Below are 19,541 nucleotides of genomic sequence, written 5' to 3' on the forward strand. Positions count from 1 at the left end.
GGCGGCATGCGGACGACGACTGCACCCGACGCCGAGGCGCCCGAGACCGTCGCGGAGCTCATCGCGCGCCACTGGGGCGACCCCCGGACCGGGCTGATGTACGGGGCGGACGCGGCCCGCGGCGTCCGGCCCGCCGTCCTCAGCCGCCACCGGTACGCACGGGAGGCCGCCGCCCGCGCCGCGCTCCTCGTCGACCTGCTGCCGCCGGGGGCGGAGCCGCACGTGGGGGTGCTGCTCGACAACACCCCCGAGTTCCCCTTCTGGCTCGGCGCGGCGGCCCTCGCCGGGGCCGCCGTCGCCGGGATCAACCCCACCCGGCGCGGCCCGGAGCTGGCCCGCGACATCCTGCACACCGACTGCCGGATCCTGGTCACCGAGCCCGCCCACCTGCCGCTGCTGCGCGGCCTCGACCTGCCCGGCGTACGGATCCTGGTCACCGGCACCGAGTCCTACGCGGCCCTGCTCGCCCCGTACGCGGACGCCCGACCCGGCGGGGCGACCGTCCGCCCGCCCGGCCCCGGCAGCCGACTGCTCCTCTACTTCACCTCCGGCTCCACCGGCGCCCCCAAGGCCGCGATATGCAGCCAGGGCCGGCTCGCCGCCGCCGGCCACTCCCTGGCCCGCTCCTTGCGGGTGGGCCCGGACGACGTCCACTACGTCTGCATGCCGCTCTTCCACGGCAACGCCGTCATCGCCGACTGGCTCCCCGCACTCTGCGGCGGGGCCGCCGTCGCCCTGCGCCCCCGCTTCTCGGCCTCCGCCTTCCTGGACGACGTCCGCGCCTACGGAGCCACCTACTTCACCTACGTCGGCCGGGCCGTCCAGTACCTCCTGGCCACCGCCCCCCGCCCCGACGACCGCGAGCACCCCCTGCGCCTCGGCTTCGGCACCGAGGCCGGAGCGGTGGACGCGGCGCGCTTCGCCGAACGCTTCGGGGTCCGCCTGGTGGAGGGCTACGGGGCCACCGAGGGCGGCGCCTCCGTCCAGCGGACCCCCGACACCCCGCGGGGCGCGCTCGGCCGGGCCGGTGCCGGGGACGACCTCGCCGTGATCGACCCGGAGACCGGCCTCGAATGCCCCGCCGCCGTCCTCGACGCCGACGGCCGCCTGACCAACGGCGCCGAGGCCATCGGCGAGCTGGTCAACCGCGGCCGCAGCCTCTTCGAGGGCTACTGGCGCAATCCGGCCGCCGAGGCCGCCCGCACCCGCGACGGCTGGTACTGGACCGGCGACCTCTTCTTCCGGGACCCCGACGGCTTCCTCTACTTCGCCGGCCGCACCGACGACCGGCTGCGGGTCGACAGCGAGAACCTGGCCGCCGCGGTGATCGAGAACATCCTGGCCCGCTGGGACGCGGCGGCGGCCGTCGCCGTGTACGCCGTCCCGGACGAGGTCGCCGGGGACCAGGTCATGGCCGCCCTGGCCCTGCGCGAGGGGGCCTCCTTCGACCCGGACGCCTTCGCGGCCTTCCTCGCCGCCCAGCCGGACCTCGGCACCAAGATGGCCCCGCGCTACCTGAGGCTCCTCGACGCCCTGCCCGTCACCGCCACGAACAAGATCCACCGGGTCGCCCTGCGCCGGGCCGGCTTCCTGCCCCCGCCCGCGGACGCCTCCCGCCCCGCCCCCGTCTGGCACCGTACCGGCGCCGGCTACCGCCCGCTCGACGCGGAGTCCCTGGCCGCGCTGCTGGCGGCGTACGAGGACCGGGGGCGCCGGGAGCTGCTGGACCGGGGGTGATGGTTTGGAGCACCCTCCGGGAGCGGGTAGTATTTTCTCTGTCAGGCGCCGCTAGCTCAGTTGGTTAGAGCAGCTGACTCTTAATCAGCGGGTCCGGGGTTCGAGTCCCTGGCGGCGCACCTGAACTTCGGGCGGTTTCCGGTCTCACCGGGAACCGCCCGAAGTGTTTTCCCGGCACTTTCCAGTGCCGTTCTCACAGCGCGAGCGACAGCAGCAGCGGCGCGGCCTTCCGGTTCAGGGTTTCGGCGGCGGCCCGCAGCCGGTGGGCGTGCTCGACCGGCATCGACAGGGCCAGGCAGCCCACGGCGGACCCGGCGGTGATCGGAACGGCCGCGCAGACCGTTCCCACCGCGTACTCCTGCAGGTCCAGGACGGGCACGGTGGCGGGCTGGCTGTCCAGCCTGGAGAAGAGGATCCGCTCGTTCACGATCGTCTTCGAGGTGAGCCGGGCGATCTTGTGGCGGGAGAGGTGGTCGCGCCGCCCGTCCTGGTCGAGCTGGGTGAGCAGGCACTTGCCGACCGCGCTGGCGTGCGCCGCCGAGCGGAAGTCGACCCACTCGTGCACCTTCGGGGTGCGGGGGCTGTCCGCGAACTGTGTGATGCGGACCTCGCCGTCGACGTAACGGCTGATGTAGACGGCCGCGCCGACCGAATCGCGCAGCCGGTCCAGGGTGTCCTGGAGCTTCTCCTGGAGCGCCTGCTGCCGGTCGGCGCCGGAGCCGAGGAGCACCAGGGAGTCGCCTATGGCGTAGGCGCCGTCGGAGACCTGGAGGACGTAACCCTCGCGCCGCAGCATCAGCAGCATCGGGGCGAGATGGGCCGAGGGCAGGCCGGTCTCGCGCGCGAGCTGCGCGTCGGTCACACCGCCGGTGTGCCGCGAGATCGTTTCGAGCACGCGCAGGGCGTACTGCACCGAATGGAACGGCGCGGTCGGCTCGGGCTTCAGAGCCACGGTCTCCCCCTACCAGGTCGTTACCACTTGCCTCTTCACGATAGCCACCAAGAGGCCCTTCCGGAGCGCCTGTTGGGCAGATTGACGGCTCGATCGGGTCCCTCTGCCTGGCCCTACTCGCCTGGCATATGCCCGTGGCATGCCACGGGCCCGCCGTGCGGGGAATGCCCGCGGGGTGCCGACGGTTCGAGTTCTTCGTACGGACGAATCGAACGGGACGGGAGCGACGATGAGCGACACCGGGGATGCGGACCGCGGGACGGGCGGCGGGGCGGACGCAGGGGCGGACGCAGGGGCCGCGGGCGGCACGGATCCGGTCCGCGGGACCATCCGCGGCGGGGCACCGGTGCCCCTGTCGGTGCTCGACCTGGTCACCGTCGGCAGCGGCAGCACCGCCGCCGCGTCCCTGCGCACCAGCGTGGAGATCTCCCGGCTCGCGGAATCCCGCGGTTACCACCGCCACTGGGTCGCCGAGCACCACTCCATGCCCGGGGTGGCCAGTTCCTCCCCGGCCGTGATCCTGGCCCACCTCGCCGCCCACACCTCCCGGATCCGGCTCGGCTCCGGCGGGGTCATGCTGCCCAACCACGCCCCGCTCGCGGTGGCAGAGCAGTTCGGCACCCTGGAGGCCCTCGCCCCGGGCCGGGTCGACCTCGGGCTCGGCCGGGCGCCCGGCACCGACCCCCGTACGGCGTCGGCGCTGCGCGGGCCCGGACGGGCGGACGAGGCCGCGGACGACTTCCCCCGCCGGCTCGCGGAGCTGACCCGCTTCCTCGACGACGACTTCCCCGACGGCCACCCGTACGCCCGGGTGCACGCCGTGCCCGGCCCGGTGCAGGGCCCCGCCGGCCGGCCGCCGGTCTGGCTGCTCGGCTCCTCCGGCTTCAGCGCCCGCCTCGCCGGCGAGCTGGGCCTGCCCTTCGCGTACGCCCACCACTTCTCGGCCGCCGGGACGCTGCCCGCCCTCGACCTCTACCGCCAGAGCTTCCGGCCCTCCGAGGTGCTGGACGCCCCGTACGCCCTCATCGGGGTCTCGGCGCTCGCCGCCGACACCGCCGAGGAGGCCCGCGCCCAGGTGCTGACCGGCGCGCTGTCGATGCTGCGGCTGCGCAGCGGCCGCCCCGGGCTCGTGCCGACGCCGGGGGAGGCGGCCGCGTACCCCTTCACCCCGCTGGAGCGGGAGTTCGTGGACGGCTGGCTGTCCAACATCGTGCACGGCACCCCCGACGAGGTCCGCTCGGGGCTCGACGCCCTGGTGAAGCGGACGGGCGCGGACGAGCTGATGCTGACCGCCAACGCCCACGGCGGGGACGCCCGGCTGCGGTCGTACGAGCTCGTCGCAGATGCGTACGGGATGCCGGCGCCGGGGTCGATTCCGGCTTGAGCGCGGGAGAACGGGGTTTGGCTGGTTTGTTGCCGAAACCTTGCCGGAGCATGACCTAAGGGAGCCTTAAACCGCTCGTCACCCGGGGTGGCGGGCGGTTTTTGATGTGTCCTCACCCCTCTGACGAGCGGATTTGTCCGCGTAGTGGTCTAGTCCTTCTTTGGTCCAAACCATTGACTGGGGCGCGGGGTGATCGCTATCACTTCTCTCACCTGAAGCCGATGCTCCCCCCTCCCACCCCCCGGAGGCAGTTCATGCACATCCGTAAACCCCTCATCGCGGCCGCCGCCACGGCCGCGCTGGCAGCCGGAGCGCTGGCCACCTTCGCGGGACTCGGCACCGCCCAGGCGGCCGACACCTCCACCGCCGCGACCGGCGGCGGCGTGAAGATCGCCTACTACGACCAGTGGAGCGTGTACGGCAACGCCTTCTACCCCAAGCACCTCGACACCCGGGGCATAGCGGGCAAGCTGGACGTGATCAACTACTCGTTCGGCAACATCCACCCCACCAACCTCACCTGTTTCGAGGCGAACAAGGCGGCGGGCGACGACAACAACCCCAACGCCGGTGACGGCGCGGGCGACTCGTACGCCGATTACCAGAAGTCCTTCAGCGCGGCCGACAGCGTCAGCGGCGTCGCCGACAAGTGGGACCAGCCGATCGTGGGCGTCTTCAACCAGTTCAAGCAGCTGAAGGCGAAGTACCCCCACCTGAAGATCAACATCTCGATCGGCGGCTGGACGTACTCCAAGTACTTCAGCGACGCGGCCAAGACCGACGCCTCCCGCAAGAAGCTGGTCTCCTCCTGCATCGACCAGTACATCAAGGGCAACCTGCCGGTCGACGGCGGCTTCGGCGGCGCCGGCGCGGCGGCCGGGATCTTCGACGGCATCGACATCGACTGGGAGTACCCCGGCTCCTCCGGCGGCCACCTCGGCAACCACTACGCCCCCGAGGACAAGCAGAACTTCACGTTGCTGCTCAAGGAGTTCCGCGACCAGCTCGACGCCTACGGGCAGGCCAACGGCGGCAAGAAGTACCTGCTGACGGCGGCGCTCCCGGCCGGCCAGGACAAGATCAAGTACATCGAGACGGACAAGATCGGCGCGTACCTCGACTACGCGAACATCATGACGTACGACATGCACGGCGCCTGGGACGGCGACGGCCCGACGTACCACCAGTCCCCGCTGTACTCCCCGGCGGGCGACCCGACCGACCCGATCGCGCCGGGCACCCAGAAGTACAGCATCGACAACGCCATCGACTCCTGGATCGACGGCAACCCCGCCTACGGCATCACCGGCGGCTTCCCCGCGAACAAGCTGACCCTGGGCTACGAGTTCTACTACCGCGGCTGGAAGGGCGTCCCCGCCGGGGCGAACAACGGCCTCGCGCAGACCGCCACCGGTCCCTCCGGCGCCCGGCCCACCAGCCAGCAGGCCGGCATCGCCAACTACAAGGAGCTCGGCGGGATCGTCGACAACCCGGCGACCACCTTCTGGGACGACCAGGCCAAGGCCGCGTACTTCTACAAGGACGGCGAGTTCTTCACCGGCCTGAACCAGAAGGCCGTCCAGGCCCGGGTCGACTACGGCAAGCAGCGCGGCCTGGCCGGCGCGATGATGTACTCCCTGCTCGGCCTGGACGACAAGACCACCCTGCTCAACCAGATCTCGGACGCCCTCGGCGGCACCACCCAGCCGCCGACCACCCCGCCGACGACGCCTCCCACCACGCCTCCCACGACCCCGCCGACCACCCCGCCGACGACGCCTCCGACGACCCCGCCGGGCACCGGCTGCGGTTCCGTCCCGGCCTACGTCGCCGGCACCGTCTACACCGGCGGCAGCCAGGTCTCGTACAACGGCCGCAAGTGGCAGGCCCAGTGGTGGACGCAGAACGAGACGCCGGGCACCACGGGCCAGTGGGGCGTCTGGAAGGACCTCGGCGCCTGCTGATCTCCCCCCACCCCGCGCCGAGCGGTACCTCCGCCCCGCACCCCGTACCCCGGGTGTGGGGCGGAGGTGCGCCCACGGGGCACGGAGGAAGCCCCGCAGGGACGCGGGCGGCGAACGCCGCGGCGCGGCGGCCCCGTGGAGGGGTGGCCGCGCCGCGGGCCGTGGCCGGTCAGACCTGGAACTGGCCGACCGTGATGAAGTGGCGCAGCTCCTCCGATTTCCGGCCATCGGGGATGTGCTGCGAACGCCGCCGCCCCGCACCGGGTTCAGGCTCCGGGGCGGGTGCCGATCATCTCGGCGATCAGCTCCGGGGCCACCGCCCGGGAGTACAGCCAGCCCTGGCCCGTGTCGCAGCCGACGCGCCGCAGCCGGGCGGCCTGCCCGGCCGTTTCCACGCACTCCGCCGTCACCGTCAGGCCCAGCCGGTGCGCGAGCTGGACCAGGGCCTCCACGATGGTCTCGTCGGCCGGGTTCGGATGGGAGCCCTCCTCGTAGCGGAAGCCCCGTACGAAGGAGCCGTCCAGCTTCAGCACCGACACCGGGAGCCTGCTCAGATAGGCCAGGTTCGAGTACCCGGTGCCGAAGTCGTCGATGGCGATCCGCACGCCCATGTCGCTCAGCGCCTGGAGGGCCTGGAGCGGCCGTCCCGCGGAGCCCATCACGGCCGACTCGGTCAGCTCCAGCTGGAGCAGCTGCGGGGCCAGCCCGGTCTCGGCGAGGATCTCCGCCACGTCGCCGACCAGGTCGGAGTCCCACACCTGGCGCACGGCCACGTTGACCGAGACGAACACCGGCGCGTCGCTGGGCTGCTCGATCTGCCAGCGCCGGGCCTGGCGGCAGGCCGTGCCCAGCACCCACCGGCCCAACTGGACGATGGAGCCGTCCTCTTCGGCGATCCCGATGAACCGATTCGGCGTCAGCGTGCCGAACTGTGGGTGGTTCCAGCGGACCAGGGCCTCCACCCCGCGCACGGCTCCGCTCTCCAGATCCACCAGGGGCTGGTACTCCAGCTCGAACTCGCCCCGCTCCACGGCCGGCCGCAGCGTCGAGGACAGCGCCTGCCGGGTCATGCGGTGCGCGTTGCGCTCCGGGTCGAAGAGGGTCCAGCGGGCCTTTCCGTCCGCCTTCGCCCAGTACAGGGTGGTGTCCGCCGCCTGCATCAGCCCCGTCGCCGAGGTGCCGGCCGCGTTCCGTTCGACCACGCCGATCGACGCGGACACCGACAGCCGCTGCCCGGCCAGGTCGAAGGGCTCCTGTACGGCGGCCAGTACGCTCCGCGCCAGGTCCACGAGCTGCTCGGTGCCGGTGGAGTCCTCGACCAGCAGCGCGAACTCGTCGCCGCCGAGCCGGGCCACGAGGTGCCCGCCCGTGCGCCCGTACCCGTACTGGTCGGCGCACTGGGTCAGCCGGGCCGCGACGGCGGTCAGCAGCCGGTCGCCGACCCGGTGGCCCAGGGTGTCGTTGACGGCCTTGAACCCGTCGAGGTCGAGGTAGCACAGGCCGATCCGGCCGGTGCCGCCCTGCTCGTACGAGGAGGACTCCAGGGCGGCGGAGAGCCGTTCGAAGAACAGGGCCCGGTTGGGCAGCCGGGTCACCGGGTCGTGCATCTGGAGGTGGCGCAGGCGGGCCTGGAGGTCGCGCCGGTCGCTGATGTCGGCGACGGACAGCAGGACGTCCGGGGTGCCGGCCACCGGGCCCAGCGTGACCTCGGTCCACACCGAGTGCCCGTCGGGGTGCTTGAGGCGGCGCGTGCAGCGCAGCCGGGCCTGGCGCCCGCGCAGCACCTCCTGGTAGGCCTGCCAGGTACGGGCATCGGCCGCCAGGTCCACGAGGTCGGCGGCGCGCTGCCCGGCGAGCTCGTCCGGCTCGCCGCCCAGCAGCCCGGCGAGGGCGCGGTTGGCGGCGATGACCTCGCCGTCGCGGCCGACCAGGGCCATCGCGAGGTGCGCCGCGTCGAAGGCGGCCCGGTAGTCGCGCGGCGAGGCGGGCACCGCGGGGTGACGCTCCGTAAGGGACGATCGGATGCTGTCGGCCGCCGAACCGGTTCCTTCTGAGGTTGCGCTCACCCTTGGCTCCCGCAGTGTTCGTGAGTGTCCGTGCAGGAAAGTGTGCCGATCATAGAGGCTGCCGGGAGGCCCTATCCAGCGGCGTCGCCGTGCGGGGCGCGGCCCGTCGGCATGATGACGCCTCGCAGACGGTGTGCTGACGGAGCGTCGAGGCAGGCCCGGGTGATCGTTTCTGCGCGCCTGTGAGCGCGTGAGTGCCGTCATTGATCTCACGTGATCGGACGTGACGTTCCGTAGGCGGGTGCGTCAAGTAGGTGGGTCACCGACTTGCCGTACTGCTCACTCATGTGGGGCAGCGGAACAGGGCATTAGTAAGACAATCGCCTCAAGGTGGATGAGAGGGTACGAATCCACCACCGGAGGTCGATGTGCCGCCACAGCAGACACCCGGGGGAGTGGACCGCTCCCGCATGCGCAGTACGGCCGCCGCCCTCACCTCCCTGACGGCACTCGCCGCGATGTCGCTCGTGGCGGGTCCCGCGGTGGCCGATTCCCGGGCCGGCGGGCCCTGCGCGCTGACGCGCACGGCCGCGCACCACTCCCTCGGTCTGGACAGCTGGAACCGGGCCTACCCCAAGCCCGAGCGCGAGCTCAACGCGGTGCTGGTCTTCCTCTCCTTCCCCGACCACCGGCCCGCCGTCACCCCGGCGGACCTGACCTCCGACTACTTCCCGGCGACGAGCGACTTCTTCCAGCGGGCCTCCTACGGCCGGTTCCGCCTGGTCCCGCACCCGCAGGAGCGGTGGGTCCAGATGCCCCGGCCGTCGGCCGCCTACGGGATACGGCGCGACTGGGCCCCCGAGAACCGGGCGGCCTACCTGCGGGACGCGGTCGCCGCCGCCGATCCGCAGGTCGACTTCTCCCGGTACGACGTCGTGTACTTCGTCGCCGACCCGAACGCCCCCGGTGTGGACTCCGACGCCACCAAGGTCGTGAACTTCGACCGCCCGATCACCGCGGACGGCGTGGAGCTGCGGCGGATCGTCACCGTCTTCGAGCACCACCCGCCCGACCGCAACGTGCTGGCCCACGAGACCGGGCACGTCTTCGACCTGCCCGACCTCTACCACCGGCCGACGGACGGCAAGGGCGACTGGGACACCTACGTCGGCGACTGGGACGTCATGGGCAGCCAGTTCGGCATGGCCCCCGACCTGTTCGGCTGGCACAAGTGGAAGCTGGGCTGGCTGGACCCCTCCCAGGTCGACTGCGTGCGCTCCGGCACCTCCCTGCACACCCTCCAGCCGCTCTCGGAGGCCCCGCCGCGCGGCGGCACGGGCGGGACCAGGCTCGCGGTGATCCGTACGGGTCCGGGCAGCGCGATCGCCGTCGAGGCCCGCGGCTCCTCCGGCAACGACGGGGACACCTGCACGGAGGGCGTCCTGGTCTACCGCGTCCGCAACGAGGCGGCCTCCGGAGGCGGCCCGATCGAGGTGCTGGACGGGCATCCGCGCACGGAGGCCTGCTGGGACCGCTCGGTGTACCCGCCGCTGGCGGACGCGCCGCTGGAGGTCGGGGAGACGTTCACGGTGCCGGGCGAGCGGATCACGATCGAGGTCGCGGACCGCACGCAGTCCGGCGCGTACACGGTGAAGATCACGACCTGACGGCGGCGGACACGACGAAGAAGACCCCCGCTCTGCTGAGCGGGGGTCTTCCTCCGTCTGTGCGCCGCCAGGGACTCGAACCCCGGACCCGCTGATTAAGAGTCAGCTGCTCTAACCAACTGAGCTAGCGGCGCTTGCTGACGAGGTAGACATTAGCATCAGGTCCGGCCGAAGGAAAAATCGATACCGGGCCGGGCGGCGTGCAGGAACGCCCAGAGCAGGGAGTCCGGCCCGGGAAGCCAGGGCCGCCGGGCATCGGGGGCCACCAGCCAGCGCGACGGCCCGGAGGCGGAGCCGGGACCGGTGGACAGCGGGGGCACGGTGACGGCGTCCCCGTGGCCGTGGCAGAGCGGGGCCGCCGCGGCCGGGCTCCACTCCTCCCAGGCGAGCAGGGCCGGCAGCCGCTGCGCGGTCCCGGGGGCGGCGAAGAGCAGCATCCGGCCGCGGTGCACGGCGGCCGGCCCGGAGCCGGGCCCCCGCTCCCACAGCAGGTCGAGCATCCGGCGGCCCACCACGAGCGGAACGTTGACGACGTCGAACGCGGTCCCGCAGGGCAGGACCGCGGGCGCGGCGGGCCGGGCCTGCCAGGCCGCGAGGGTGTTCTCCGGGTGGGCGGAGGCGGAGGCCAGCCAGGCGGCGCCCTGCGGGGTGACCTGGGTGGCGGGCGCGGTGCGCGCGTCGAGGCCGTCGAGTGCGGGGCAGCCGGCGGCCGTCGTCAGGGTCGTCATATGCCAAGGTCTACCGGGCGTAGCCTTCCCGTTCCCGGGAGTTACCGAAAACCGGGACAGGGCGGGCGGGGGTGGAGTATGTTGCGCCGCGCATATGCCAGGGGGCGCGCGGCGACACCGCCCGGAACGCCGCGCGCCCGGCGCCCGCGGGAAGCGGGGCGCCGGGTACGGCGGCGGGTGGTGCGGGGTGGTGCGGGGGCGGGCTCAGGCCGTGTCGGGGCCGGCGCCGCGCTGGAGGTCCTCGCCGAACTCGATCATCTTGCGCGCGTAGTCCTCGGTCCACTCCGCCGCCTCGGCGATGGCCTGCGGCGAGAGCCGGTCGAAGCGGCGCGGGTCCGCCAGCTGGGCCGCCGCCAGGGCCTGGAACTCCACCGCTCTGTCCTGCGCGGCCCGGAAGGCCAGGGTCAGCTCGGTGGCGCGGGCCAGCAGCTCACGCGGGTCCTCGATCGATTCCAGGTCGAAGAAGTGCTCCGGGTCCGTGGCGGCCTCCGAGGGCTCGAAGAGCAGCGGCGCCGGCCGCAGCCTCCGCTCGGTCCGCTCGGGCTCTGACATGCGTGTCCTCCTGCTGCGCGTACGAAATCCTCCGGGCCACCCTCCATTGTCCAGCGTCGCGCAAGGGTGCCGCCGGTTCAGGCGGCGGCGGGCTCCTTGGCCAGGGCCGCGATGTCCTCGAAGACGCCCGCCAGCTCGCCGGCCAGCCCCTCCGTGGGCTCGAAGCCCTCGGCGCCGAGCAGCGCGTTGATGCCCGGGACCGCGACCGAGCGCCCGGCGGGCAGCATGCCGAGCCGGGTCAGGACCGGCAGCAGCATCTCGGCGGCCGGGGCGCCGCCCGAGGCGCCCGCGCTGTAGCTGACCAGGCCGACCGCCTTGCCCTGCCACTCGCGGTAGAGGAAGTCGACGGCGTTCTTGAAGGGGGCGGTGAAGGACCCGTTGTACATCGGCAGCACGAACACGAACGCGTCCGCGGAGTCGACGAGCGCGCTCCACTCCCGGGTGTGCGCGTGGGCGTAGTTCCCGGTCGAGGCGTACTCCGGCTCGTCCAGGAACGGCAGCGCGATCTCCGCCAGGTCCACCGGGGTGACCTCGAAGCCGCCGTGCGCGCGGGCCTCGTCGGCGACCCAGCGCGCGAGGGGGCGGCCGCTGGAGGTGGGGCGGGTGGCGGCGGAGACGACGTGCAGGCGGGTCATGGTGTGAACTCCCGTTGGGTGGAGGTGTGCTGTGCGCACCGAAGTCTCGCCGCCGGGACCCACAGGGGAAAACCGGAACCCCGCCGTATGTCACGACGCGCCCGGCGCCTCTCAGGGCCGCCACGCCACCCGGTGCTCGGCGAGGACAGAGTGATTCGCCTCCCAATACTCGGAAAACATGATCACCATGTAGCTTCATCGGAAGTGGATGGGGACTGCGTAGGGGGTAACGACATGTCATACCGGCCGTCACCGGGCACCCGCGTTCTGAAGATGCGGAGGATCAGCCGGGACTCCGAGGACAGCTCTGCTCTGGCGCGTCAGGCTGAGGCCCTGGACGGCGCGGTCGCCGGGGGCCGGTTCGACGAGGTGGGGGATGCAGAGGACTCGTTCATCTCGGGTGCGGTAAGTCCTGAGGAGCGGCCTGGCCTCGGCAGGTGGATGCGTGAGCCGCTCTGGTACGAGTGGGACGCGATCATGGTCACCTCTCTGGATCGCATCACTCGCAACCAGACGCACTGGGAGATGTTCGCGGACAAGTGCTACCGGGGCGGCAAGGACGTCATCTGTCTGGACGACCCCGCGCTGGACATCACCCCCGGCAACGGCCGGATGATCGCTTACATCAAGGCGACCCAAGCGCAGGAGTACCGGGAAGCCATCGTGCAGAAGCGCCGGAACCAGACTCAGTACTACCGCGATGAATCCCTGTGGGGTGGTGGTACGTGGCCTTTCGGCTACCGCCCGGTGCTCACGGAGTACCAGGGCAGGCAGCGCTACAAGCTGGTCATCGACCCCGTAACGGGGCCCCTGATCCGTGAGGCGTACGAGCGGATCGGTGTCCGGGGGTGGAGCATGAGCCGTCTCTGTGAAGACTGGAACAAGCGCGGTGTCCTCACGTCGCAGGATTACCAGCGGAGCGTGAACGCGGGCGAGAAGAAGGTCGGCGCCAAGACGGGGATCAAGGGAACCCGGTGGACCACTGCCACCCTGGGGAAGATCCTGAAGAAGCCGATCCTTCAAGGAATCGCCATGCACAAGGGTGAGCCGCTTGTTCGTGACGGCATGCCCGTGCGGTGGGCGGAACCGATCCTCAGTGATGAGGAATTCGCCGAGTTGCAGGTAGCCGTTGCCGCGCTCGGCCGGCATCGTGCGGGCATCAAGTCCAATGCTTCTCCCATGGCAGGTGTTCTCCACTGTCCTTGTGGAAAGAAGATGTACGAGAACAGCTCAGTGGGAAAGCTGACCACGGGGGAGATTCGGTCCCACAAATACTTCCGCTGTTCCTCGTGGTCCAATGGCAAGGCGTGTGAGTTCTCCGTCTCCTGGTCGCAGGATCAGCTCTACGTCATGGCGGAGCATGCATTCCTCGCCAAGTTGGGGAATGAGGAAATGACGGAACGCCGGTATGTCCCGGGTAGGGACAACAGGAAGCAGATCAAGGAGCTTGAGCGGGCCATCGACAATCTGGCGCAATCAATCGCCTTGGCCGCTTCCTCTGCCGTGGTCGCTTCCCTGACCGGTGCGATGGAGCGGCACGCGGCCAACCTCGAAGCGCTGATGGGTGAACCCTTCGTTCCGGGAAGGTGGGAGGTTGCCGGCACCGGCCAGACCTACGCCGGGAAGTGGTCCACCATGAGGGGTTGGACGGAGCGGGGTCCGTTCCTTCGCGAGGAGGGCTTTCGGCTCTTCGTCTGGGGATCCCCCAAGGCGAAGGGGCGAAACATGACCGTCTACGTCATCTCTCCGGGTGATGTTGCCGAGAGGGTCAGTGGCGCTCTGGACGGATCCCTTGAGCCGAGTGACGAAGAAGCGTGGAATCTTGAAGCTCTGAAAATCTTCAACGAACTCCTGGAGGAGGAGATTGGCCAGTTCGGCGTCAGTTCCTCACCGATTTCGCGGGAGCTTCCGTAGCTCTTGTCGTGGCCTCGAATCTCCTGCCCAAGCGGACCCACCACCCGGGAAGCACTCCCTGACACCGGGGACGCTCATGGGCGAAGTGACCGGGCCCCGAGCCCACCCGTGCCCTACGGCCGCCACCGGACTCGGTGGTTGGACCAGAAATCCCACGTGGACATCATCGCCTCCCAGCCGTCCGGGAACTTCACCGTGACGCCCAGCTGGACCGGTTCCGTCGAGGGGTGTTCGTCCAGGAGTTCCGCTATGCCCGCGCGGGCCACCACCACGCAGGCGTGCCGGTGGCGGGAGGCCAGGACGCACAGGCGGCCCGTCTCCAGGTGGAACGCCGTCGCGTCGGGGCGGCCCGACAGGGGGTGCAGGACCACCGTGAGGTCGTACTCGCGGCCCTGGAGCCGGTTCGCGGTGTCCACGGTGACCCCGGTGACGCCCAGCGAGGCCAGGGCCGAGCGGACCGCGGCGGCCTGGTCGCGATGGGCGGTGCCCACGGCGATCCGGTCGGCCGTCAGCGGGGACGGCCGCGGGGACTGCTCGTCGGCGGTCACCGCGCCCCGGTCCAGCGCCCGCCGGACCACCAGCGCCACCGCCCCCACCGCCTCCGGATCCGTGCGCGGGGTGTGCCGTGCGGGCAGTTCCAGCAGGCCCCAGCCCGAGGCGGCGGCCTCGTCCAGCACCCGGTCGGGGCCCGAGCCGTCGCCCGCGACCCCGTACGTGAGCCGCCGCTCGCCCGGACCCGTACCGCTGCGGAACCGGCTGTACGGGTAGAAGGCGCGCGAGACCAGCGGCGCGGCCGTCGCCGGCAGCCGCCAGGACACCGGGAGCCGGTGCTGCGGCAGCTGCGGGTTGTGCGCCAGCAGGGTGGACACCGCCGACGCCGAGGGGTCGTAGGACAGGCCCGCCCACTGCTCGGCGCCCACCACGCTGAACGGGTCCAGCTGCCCCGGGTCGCCGACGAACAGCGCCCGGTCGAACAGCCCGGCCACGGCCAGCAGCGCGTCGGAGCGCATCTGGTACGCCTCGTCGACGATCGCATGCTCCCAGGGCTCCGCGTCCTTCACGTACGCCCACTTCGCGGCCGTGGAGATGGTCACCGGCAGCTCCGCCAGGTCCCCGGGCTTGGCGGAGAGGGTGACGGACGGCAGCTCCCGCAGGGCGGGGTCGTACGCGTCACCGTCGCTGCTGTGCAGCCGGCCGACCTTCAGCTCCGGATCCTTGTCGGCGAGCCGCAGCACCAGGTCGTCGACCTGTGCGTTGGTCTGCGCGACCACCATCAGGCGGCGTCCGGCGGCGGCCAGTTCGCGGGCCGCGCGCACCACCAGCGTCGACTTGCCCGCGCCGGGCGGGGAGTCCACCACCACGCCCCGCTCGGTGCCGTGCAGGGTGTCGCGCAGGATGGCGGCGGTCGCCTCGGCGGCGGCCGCGCCCGGGTCGAAGCCGGTCACAGGAGGTCCTCGTCGGTCACGGAGTCGGGCGGCGTCGGGGCGCCCAGGTGGGCCGGCGGCCCGCCGTGCGTCCACGGGGTGTGCTCGGGATCGGGCAGTTTGGGTCCGCCCCGCGCGTCGTGCTCGAACAGCGTCCAGCACACCCGGTCGCCCTTCTCGGGCACCGAGCCCGCCACCGGCTCCCGGCCCGCGCCCATCTTGTCGAGCACGCGCAGCACCAGCTGCCCGTCCTCCTCGTGGCGCACGAACGCGAAGGCCTGCTGGCGCCCGTCGAGCGAGCGGAACACCTTCCCGCCGCCCTCGTCGGCCAGTTGGGGCCGGTCCTCGGTGGCCACCGTCACCAGCGGGCGCGGGCGGGGCCGCTTGCCCTCCGTCCACTCCATCACCACTTCGGTGACCTCACCGGCGAAGGCCTCGCCCGCGAGCCGCCGGCCCGCCATGACCAGCGGGTCGTCCAGCGCCTCCTGGGCGTCGAGCCGGACCTGCTCGGTCTCGCGCGTGGCCAGCTTCTGGGCCGCGGTCACCGCGTCGTCGCGGCGCGGCTGCGGGGGCTCGCCCGCCCGGACGCGGTCCCGGTGGCCGGTGAAGGACCACCGGTCGCGGGTCCAGCGTTCCGCGGTGCGCTCGCCCGGCGGCAGGGCGCGCAGCAGGGCGAGCGCTTCCCAGGTCTGCCGCCAGGTGTGCGCCATCTGCGAGACGACCAGCTCCCGGACCGCCCGCTCGGCTTCCCGTACGCGCTCCTCGGCGGCCGGTTCGGTGCCCGGTTCGGCCGCGGCCGCCGCCGCCCGGGCCGCGTCGAAGCGGGTGATCGCCGGGGCGAGCAGCCCGTTGTCGAAGGCCGGGTCGGTGGCCGGGCCGGCCGGAGGGAACAGCAGCCGGCCGTGCCCGTCGCGGCCGAGCTCCACGTGCAGGGCCCACTCGGCCCCCGACGTGCCCCCGGGCGGAGCTATCCAGCCCAGCAGCGATCCGAGGTGCTGGTCCTCCAGGTTGCTCTGGCCGGTGGCCCAGTGCCGTCCCAGCAGCTCGGTGGCGCTGAGCAGCATCGAGGATCCGGGGACGCGGGAGCGTTCGGCGAGGTGCGTGAACCAGCGGCCCAGCAGCGGCACCCGGGCGGGCGCCGGGTACGGGTTCTCCGGGTCCTCCTCGGCGGTGCGCCGGAACCGCATCGAGCGGCCCAGCAGCCGTACGTACTCCACGCCGGCCCGGCTGGGCACGATGATCTGCGGGGCGTCCACGCACAGTTCGGCCTCGACCTTGGACTTCCGGCCGGTCTCCGGGTCGGTCTCGGTGCGCTCGGCCGGCTCCACGACGTCCGCGTACCCGTCGACGTACGGCATCACGCGCTCCGCCAGCCCCGCCAGGAACGTCCAGCGCAGGTTCCGGTCGCGCGGCTGCGGGACCACCAGGACGAGCGGGTCGTCCGGGTCGGTGCCCAGCATCGCGCCGAGCGGGGCCCCCGCCTCTCCGGCGGTGGTCAGGGGTACGAGGACCAGCGGCCGCTCGCTCAGGTGGCGGTGCCGTACGGTCGCCAGCGGCCGGGCGCGGCCCGCGCGGACGGCCTCCAGCCGGGCCAGGGTGTTCAGCAGGGGCATGCGGGGCCCTCCGGGGCGGGGTGCGGGGGCCGGGCGGCGGCGAGTTCCAGCGCCTCGGCGCGCAGCCGGGCGGCCCGGCGCAGCGCGGCGGCGGTGGGGTCGTCCCCTTCCTCGGAGACCCGGTCGGCGGGGGCCGGGGAGGCGGCCGCGGCGAGGGCGGCGTCGACGGTGGTGAGCCCGCCCAGCTCCCCCCGTACGGAGCGGCCCAGGGCGGCGGGGTCCCCGGCGGCGCGGGACCGCTCGCGGCAGTGGAAGGCCAGCTCGCAGGCGGCCAGGCACTCGGGGGCGTAGGACGCGCCGACGGCGGAGACGGCCTCGGTGAGTTCGCCGGCGGGCCGGGCCGGGTCGAAGCTGAGGCCCGCCGGCAGGTCGGCGGCCAGTTCCTCGACCCGGGTCAGCCGCTCCATCTGGCGCAGGGTCACCGCCCGTTCGCGGCGTACGTCGACGGGCGCGGCGGTGGGCAGGTTGGAGAAGTCCTTGGGGCAGACGAGCAGGACCCGGTGGCCGACCTCGGCGCCGGGCACCTTCCCGGCGGTCCGCTCCAGGGCGAGCACGTAGACGGCGGCCTGCCGCGCGGCGGCGCCCACCTTCGCGGAGTCGGCGGCCCCGTCGATCATCGGGAACGACTTGATCTCCACCACGCTCCACCGGCCGCCGGGGTCCACCACGACCGCGTCGGGCTCCAGGTAGGCGGGGGTGCCGGCCACCTCCAGCGCCAGCATCGGATGGTCCAGCAGCGTCCACGCCCCCGCGGCGGTGGCCTCGCGCAGGGCCAGCGCCGTCCGGGCGGCGCGTCCCTCCGGTCCGGCGGCGGTCAGGTCGGGCACCCGGGCGTCCGGTCCGGGGGGCTCGGCGGCGCCGCCCAGGAGGGTGTGCGCGAGCCGCAGCAGTTCGGCCCCGCCGTCGGCCTTGACCTTGGCCTCGAAGGAGTTGCCGCGGACGATGGCGAACTGCGACTGGCCGAACGCGGCGGGCGCGCCCAGGGCCGCCGCGAGCGCGCCCTTGTCCACCCCGGCGCCGTCGAGCAGGGCGCGTCTGCCGCATCCGGGGTTGGCCGCGAGCGCGGCCAGGGAGCGGGCGTCGAGCGGCCGGGGCGGCACGGCGGGGCCGCGCAGGTCAGCGAGGCGTTGCCGCAGTGTCGTCGTCTGCGCGGGAGCGGCGGGCGGGTAGGAGCTCACGGGCGGAAGTGTCCCATCCGCCACTGACAAGCGTGGACGTACCGTGAAAACCGGCCGGTTGGGCCTCCGGCGGAGCGCCAGCGGCGGGCGAGGGCGCGGCGGGCGTGGTGTCCTTCGCGCGGTCCGGTGCGGACAAGGGTTCCGGCGCCCGGCGCGCGGCGAGGCGGCGCGCGATCGCCAGGCCGGCACCCATCACGGCGGCCCCGGCGACGGCGTCGAGGAAGTAGTGGTTCGCCGTCCCCATCACCACGACCGTGGTGAGCGCGGGATAGGCCAGGCCCAGCGCCCGTACGAGCGGACGCCGCGCGTACCGCCACACCAGGAGCCCGCACCACAGGGCCCATCCGACGTGCAGGCTCGGCATGGCCGCGTACTGGTTGGTCAGGGAACCGAGTCCGCGCGGGGCGCTCGCCTCGCCGCCCCACCAGCCGTAGGCGCTGTACCGGGCCATGGTGTCCGTGAACCCGTACGGGGCGTCGAGCAGCCGGGGCGGGCAGGTGGGCAGCAGGGTGAAGCCGATCAGTCCGAGCAGGGTGGAGGCCACCAGCCAGGTGCGGGCGGTGCGGTAGTGCGCGGGCCGCCGGTGGTAGAGCCAGAGCAGCACGGCGGGGGTGACCAGGTAGTGCAGGGAGGCGTAGACGAAGTCGGCGGGTATGCCGAGCGCGCCGGTGCGCGAGAACAGCCGGTTGAGGGGTCTTTCGAAGTCGAGGTGCAGGAGTTCCTCGGCGCGCAGGATCGCGAGCCCGTGGCCGACGGCGAGGTCCGCGTCGCCCCGGGCGAGGAGCCGGCCGCCCGAGTAGGCGCCGTAGACGAGACCCAGGAGCAACAGTTCCGCCCACCAGCGCGTGGGCCAAGGCCGTTTGGTCATGAGGTGTATGACGCCCGTGGGGCGGGCGGAGTTGCCCCGTGTTCACGTCGTGGATGATGGACGGACGACGGAACCGCTGCATCCGGGGCGAACGCCCACGAACCGGGAGAAGAAGATATGGCCCCCCGCATCCTGCTGGCCCGCCACGGCCAGACGGCATGGTCCCGGCTCGGCAAGCACACCGGGCGCACGGACGTGCCCCTGCTGGACGAGGGCCGGCAGGGGGCGAAGCTGCTGGGCGAGCGGCTCGCCCGCGAACCGTGGGCGTCGCTGCGCGGCCTGGAGGTGCGCACCAGCCCGCTCGTCCGCGCGAGCGAGAGCTGTGACCTGGCGGGCTTCGGGCTCCAGGCGGAGCCCTGGGACACCCTCATGGAGTGGGACTACGGGGACTACGAGGGCATGACCCCGGCGGAGATCCAGGCGGTCCGGCCGGGCTGGCTGATCTGGCGCGACGGGGTGCCCGGCGGCGAGTCCGTCGCCGACATCGCGGCGCGGGCGGACGAGGTCGTCGAGTGGGCCCGCTCGGCCGAGCGCGATGTCCTGGTCTTCGCCCACGGCCACGTCCTGCGCACCCTGGCCGCCCGCTGGCTCGGCTTCGAGGCCTCCTTCGGCGCCCGCATCCGCCTGGACCCCACCTCCCTCTCGGTCCTGGGCTGGGCCTACGGGGCCCCCGCGCTGGAGCGCTGGAACGACACGGGCCACCTCGACGGCTGACGGCGCCCCGGGCCTGCGCCTCGTACCCGCGCCTTGTACCCACGCGCCGGATCCACGCGCCGGATCCACGCGCCGGATCCACGCGCCGGATCCACGCGCCGGATCCGCGCCCCGGGCCCACGCCTCGTACCCACGCCCCGTACCCACGCCCCGGGCCTGCGCCCCGGGCCTGCGCCCCGGGCCTGCGCCCCGGGCCTGCGCCCCG

The 19,541-nt window shown here is 72.9% G+C and carries 14 protein-coding genes, 2 tRNA genes and 1 pseudogene; 7 read left to right on the top strand and 10 right to left on the bottom strand.

Annotated features, from left to right (window positions below; translation table 11 throughout):
* Nucleotides 1–6: 6 nt before the first annotated feature.
* Complete coding sequence (locus ABZW32_RS20190; protein ID WP_356217684.1) at nt 7–1,737, top strand: AMP-binding protein; 1,731 nt, start codon at nt 7–9, stop codon at nt 1,735–1,737.
* A 45-nt stretch (nt 1,738–1,782) separates the two neighbouring features.
* Nucleotides 1,783–1,856, top strand: a tRNA-Lys gene (locus ABZW32_RS20195).
* A 74-nt stretch (nt 1,857–1,930) separates the two neighbouring features.
* Here the strand turns inward: ABZW32_RS20195 and ABZW32_RS20200 are convergent.
* Nucleotides 1,931–2,689, bottom strand: coding sequence for an IclR family transcriptional regulator C-terminal domain-containing protein (locus ABZW32_RS20200; RefSeq protein ID WP_356217685.1), 759 nt, complete (start codon nt 2,687–2,689; stop codon nt 1,931–1,933).
* A gap of 229 nt (nt 2,690–2,918) precedes the next feature.
* Here ABZW32_RS20200 and ABZW32_RS20205 point away from each other — a divergent pair, with 229 nt between their 5' ends.
* On the top strand, nt 2,919–4,073 hold the full coding sequence (locus tag ABZW32_RS20205) for an LLM class flavin-dependent oxidoreductase (protein WP_356217687.1): 1,155 nt from the start codon (nt 2,919–2,921) through the stop codon (nt 4,071–4,073).
* A 254-nt stretch (nt 4,074–4,327) separates the two neighbouring features.
* The gene (locus ABZW32_RS20210; protein ID WP_356217689.1) at nt 4,328–6,037 is read left to right on the top strand and encodes a glycosyl hydrolase family 18 protein; all 1,710 of its coding nucleotides are present in this window, start codon (nt 4,328–4,330) and stop codon (nt 6,035–6,037) included.
* Nucleotides 6,038–6,303: 266 nt separating this feature from the next.
* Here ABZW32_RS20210 and ABZW32_RS20215 read toward each other — a convergent pair whose 3' ends face one another.
* The gene (locus ABZW32_RS20215; RefSeq protein ID WP_356217691.1) at nt 6,304–8,103 is read right to left on the bottom strand and encodes an EAL domain-containing protein; all 1,800 of its coding nucleotides are present in this window, start codon (nt 8,101–8,103) and stop codon (nt 6,304–6,306) included.
* Between the two features lie 410 nt (nt 8,104–8,513).
* Here ABZW32_RS20215 and ABZW32_RS20220 point away from each other — a divergent pair, with 410 nt between their 5' ends.
* Nucleotides 8,514–9,710 (top strand): M6 family metalloprotease domain-containing protein, encoded by a 1,197-nt coding sequence (locus ABZW32_RS20220; protein ID WP_356217693.1) that lies wholly within the window; start codon nt 8,514–8,516, stop codon nt 9,708–9,710.
* 60 nt (nt 9,711–9,770) lie between these two features.
* Here the strand turns inward: ABZW32_RS20220 and ABZW32_RS20225 are convergent.
* The 4 genes and pseudogenes from ABZW32_RS20225 to ABZW32_RS20240 form a co-directional block, all read right to left on the bottom strand.
* Nucleotides 9,771–9,844 (bottom strand) — tRNA-Lys (locus ABZW32_RS20225).
* Nucleotides 9,835–10,438 (bottom strand): annotated as a pseudogene (locus ABZW32_RS20230) (bifunctional DNA primase/polymerase). Before ABZW32_RS20230 ends, ABZW32_RS20225 begins: the two are co-directional and overlap by 10 nt.
* A gap of 204 nt (nt 10,439–10,642) precedes the next feature.
* Nucleotides 10,643–10,990, bottom strand: coding sequence for a hypothetical protein (locus tag ABZW32_RS20235; RefSeq protein ID WP_266839198.1), 348 nt, complete (start codon nt 10,988–10,990; stop codon nt 10,643–10,645).
* Between the two features lie 77 nt (nt 10,991–11,067).
* Nucleotides 11,068–11,625 carry an NAD(P)H-dependent oxidoreductase gene (locus ABZW32_RS20240; RefSeq protein ID WP_356217695.1) on the bottom strand — a complete coding sequence of 186 codons (558 nt, stop codon included), beginning with the start codon at nt 11,623–11,625 and terminating at the stop codon, nt 11,068–11,070.
* A gap of 234 nt (nt 11,626–11,859) precedes the next feature.
* Between ABZW32_RS20240 and ABZW32_RS20245 the strand changes: the two genes are divergently transcribed.
* On the top strand, nt 11,860–13,539 hold the full coding sequence (locus tag ABZW32_RS20245; protein WP_356217697.1) for a recombinase family protein: 1,680 nt from the start codon (nt 11,860–11,862) through the stop codon (nt 13,537–13,539).
* 113 nt (nt 13,540–13,652) lie between these two features.
* Here ABZW32_RS20245 and ABZW32_RS20250 read toward each other — a convergent pair whose 3' ends face one another.
* The 4 genes from ABZW32_RS20250 to ABZW32_RS20265 are packed head-to-tail and all read right to left on the bottom strand — an operon-like array spanning nt 13,653 to nt 18,622.
* Nucleotides 13,653–14,984, bottom strand: a complete 1,332-nt coding sequence (locus tag ABZW32_RS20250; RefSeq protein WP_356217698.1) for an AAA domain-containing protein — start codon at nt 14,982–14,984, stop codon at nt 13,653–13,655.
* Nucleotides 14,981–16,576: a hypothetical protein gene (locus tag ABZW32_RS20255; protein WP_356217700.1), complete on the bottom strand. Its 1,596-nt coding sequence runs from the start codon at nt 16,574–16,576 to the stop codon at nt 14,981–14,983. The genes ABZW32_RS20250 and ABZW32_RS20255 overlap by 4 nt, the downstream gene beginning before the upstream one ends.
* A complete protein-coding gene (locus ABZW32_RS20260; RefSeq protein ID WP_356217701.1) occupies nt 16,564–17,754 on the bottom strand; it encodes a hypothetical protein in 1,191 nt (396 codons plus the stop codon). The genes ABZW32_RS20255 and ABZW32_RS20260 overlap by 13 nt, the downstream gene beginning before the upstream one ends.
* Nucleotides 17,693–18,622, bottom strand: a complete 930-nt coding sequence (locus tag ABZW32_RS20265; protein WP_356217703.1) for a phosphatase PAP2 family protein — start codon at nt 18,620–18,622, stop codon at nt 17,693–17,695. The genes ABZW32_RS20260 and ABZW32_RS20265 overlap by 62 nt, the downstream gene beginning before the upstream one ends.
* Before the next feature lie 117 nt (nt 18,623–18,739).
* On the opposite strand from ABZW32_RS20265, the gene ABZW32_RS20270 reads away from it, so the two are divergent.
* Nucleotides 18,740–19,336: a histidine phosphatase family protein gene (locus tag ABZW32_RS20270; RefSeq protein ID WP_266839188.1), complete on the top strand. Its 597-nt coding sequence runs from the start codon at nt 18,740–18,742 to the stop codon at nt 19,334–19,336.
* Nucleotides 19,337–19,541: the final 205 nt, after the last annotated feature.

It is taken from the genome of Streptomyces sp. NPDC004667, from assembly GCF_040609475.1.
Classification (GTDB): domain Bacteria; phylum Actinomycetota; class Actinomycetes; order Streptomycetales; family Streptomycetaceae; genus Streptomyces.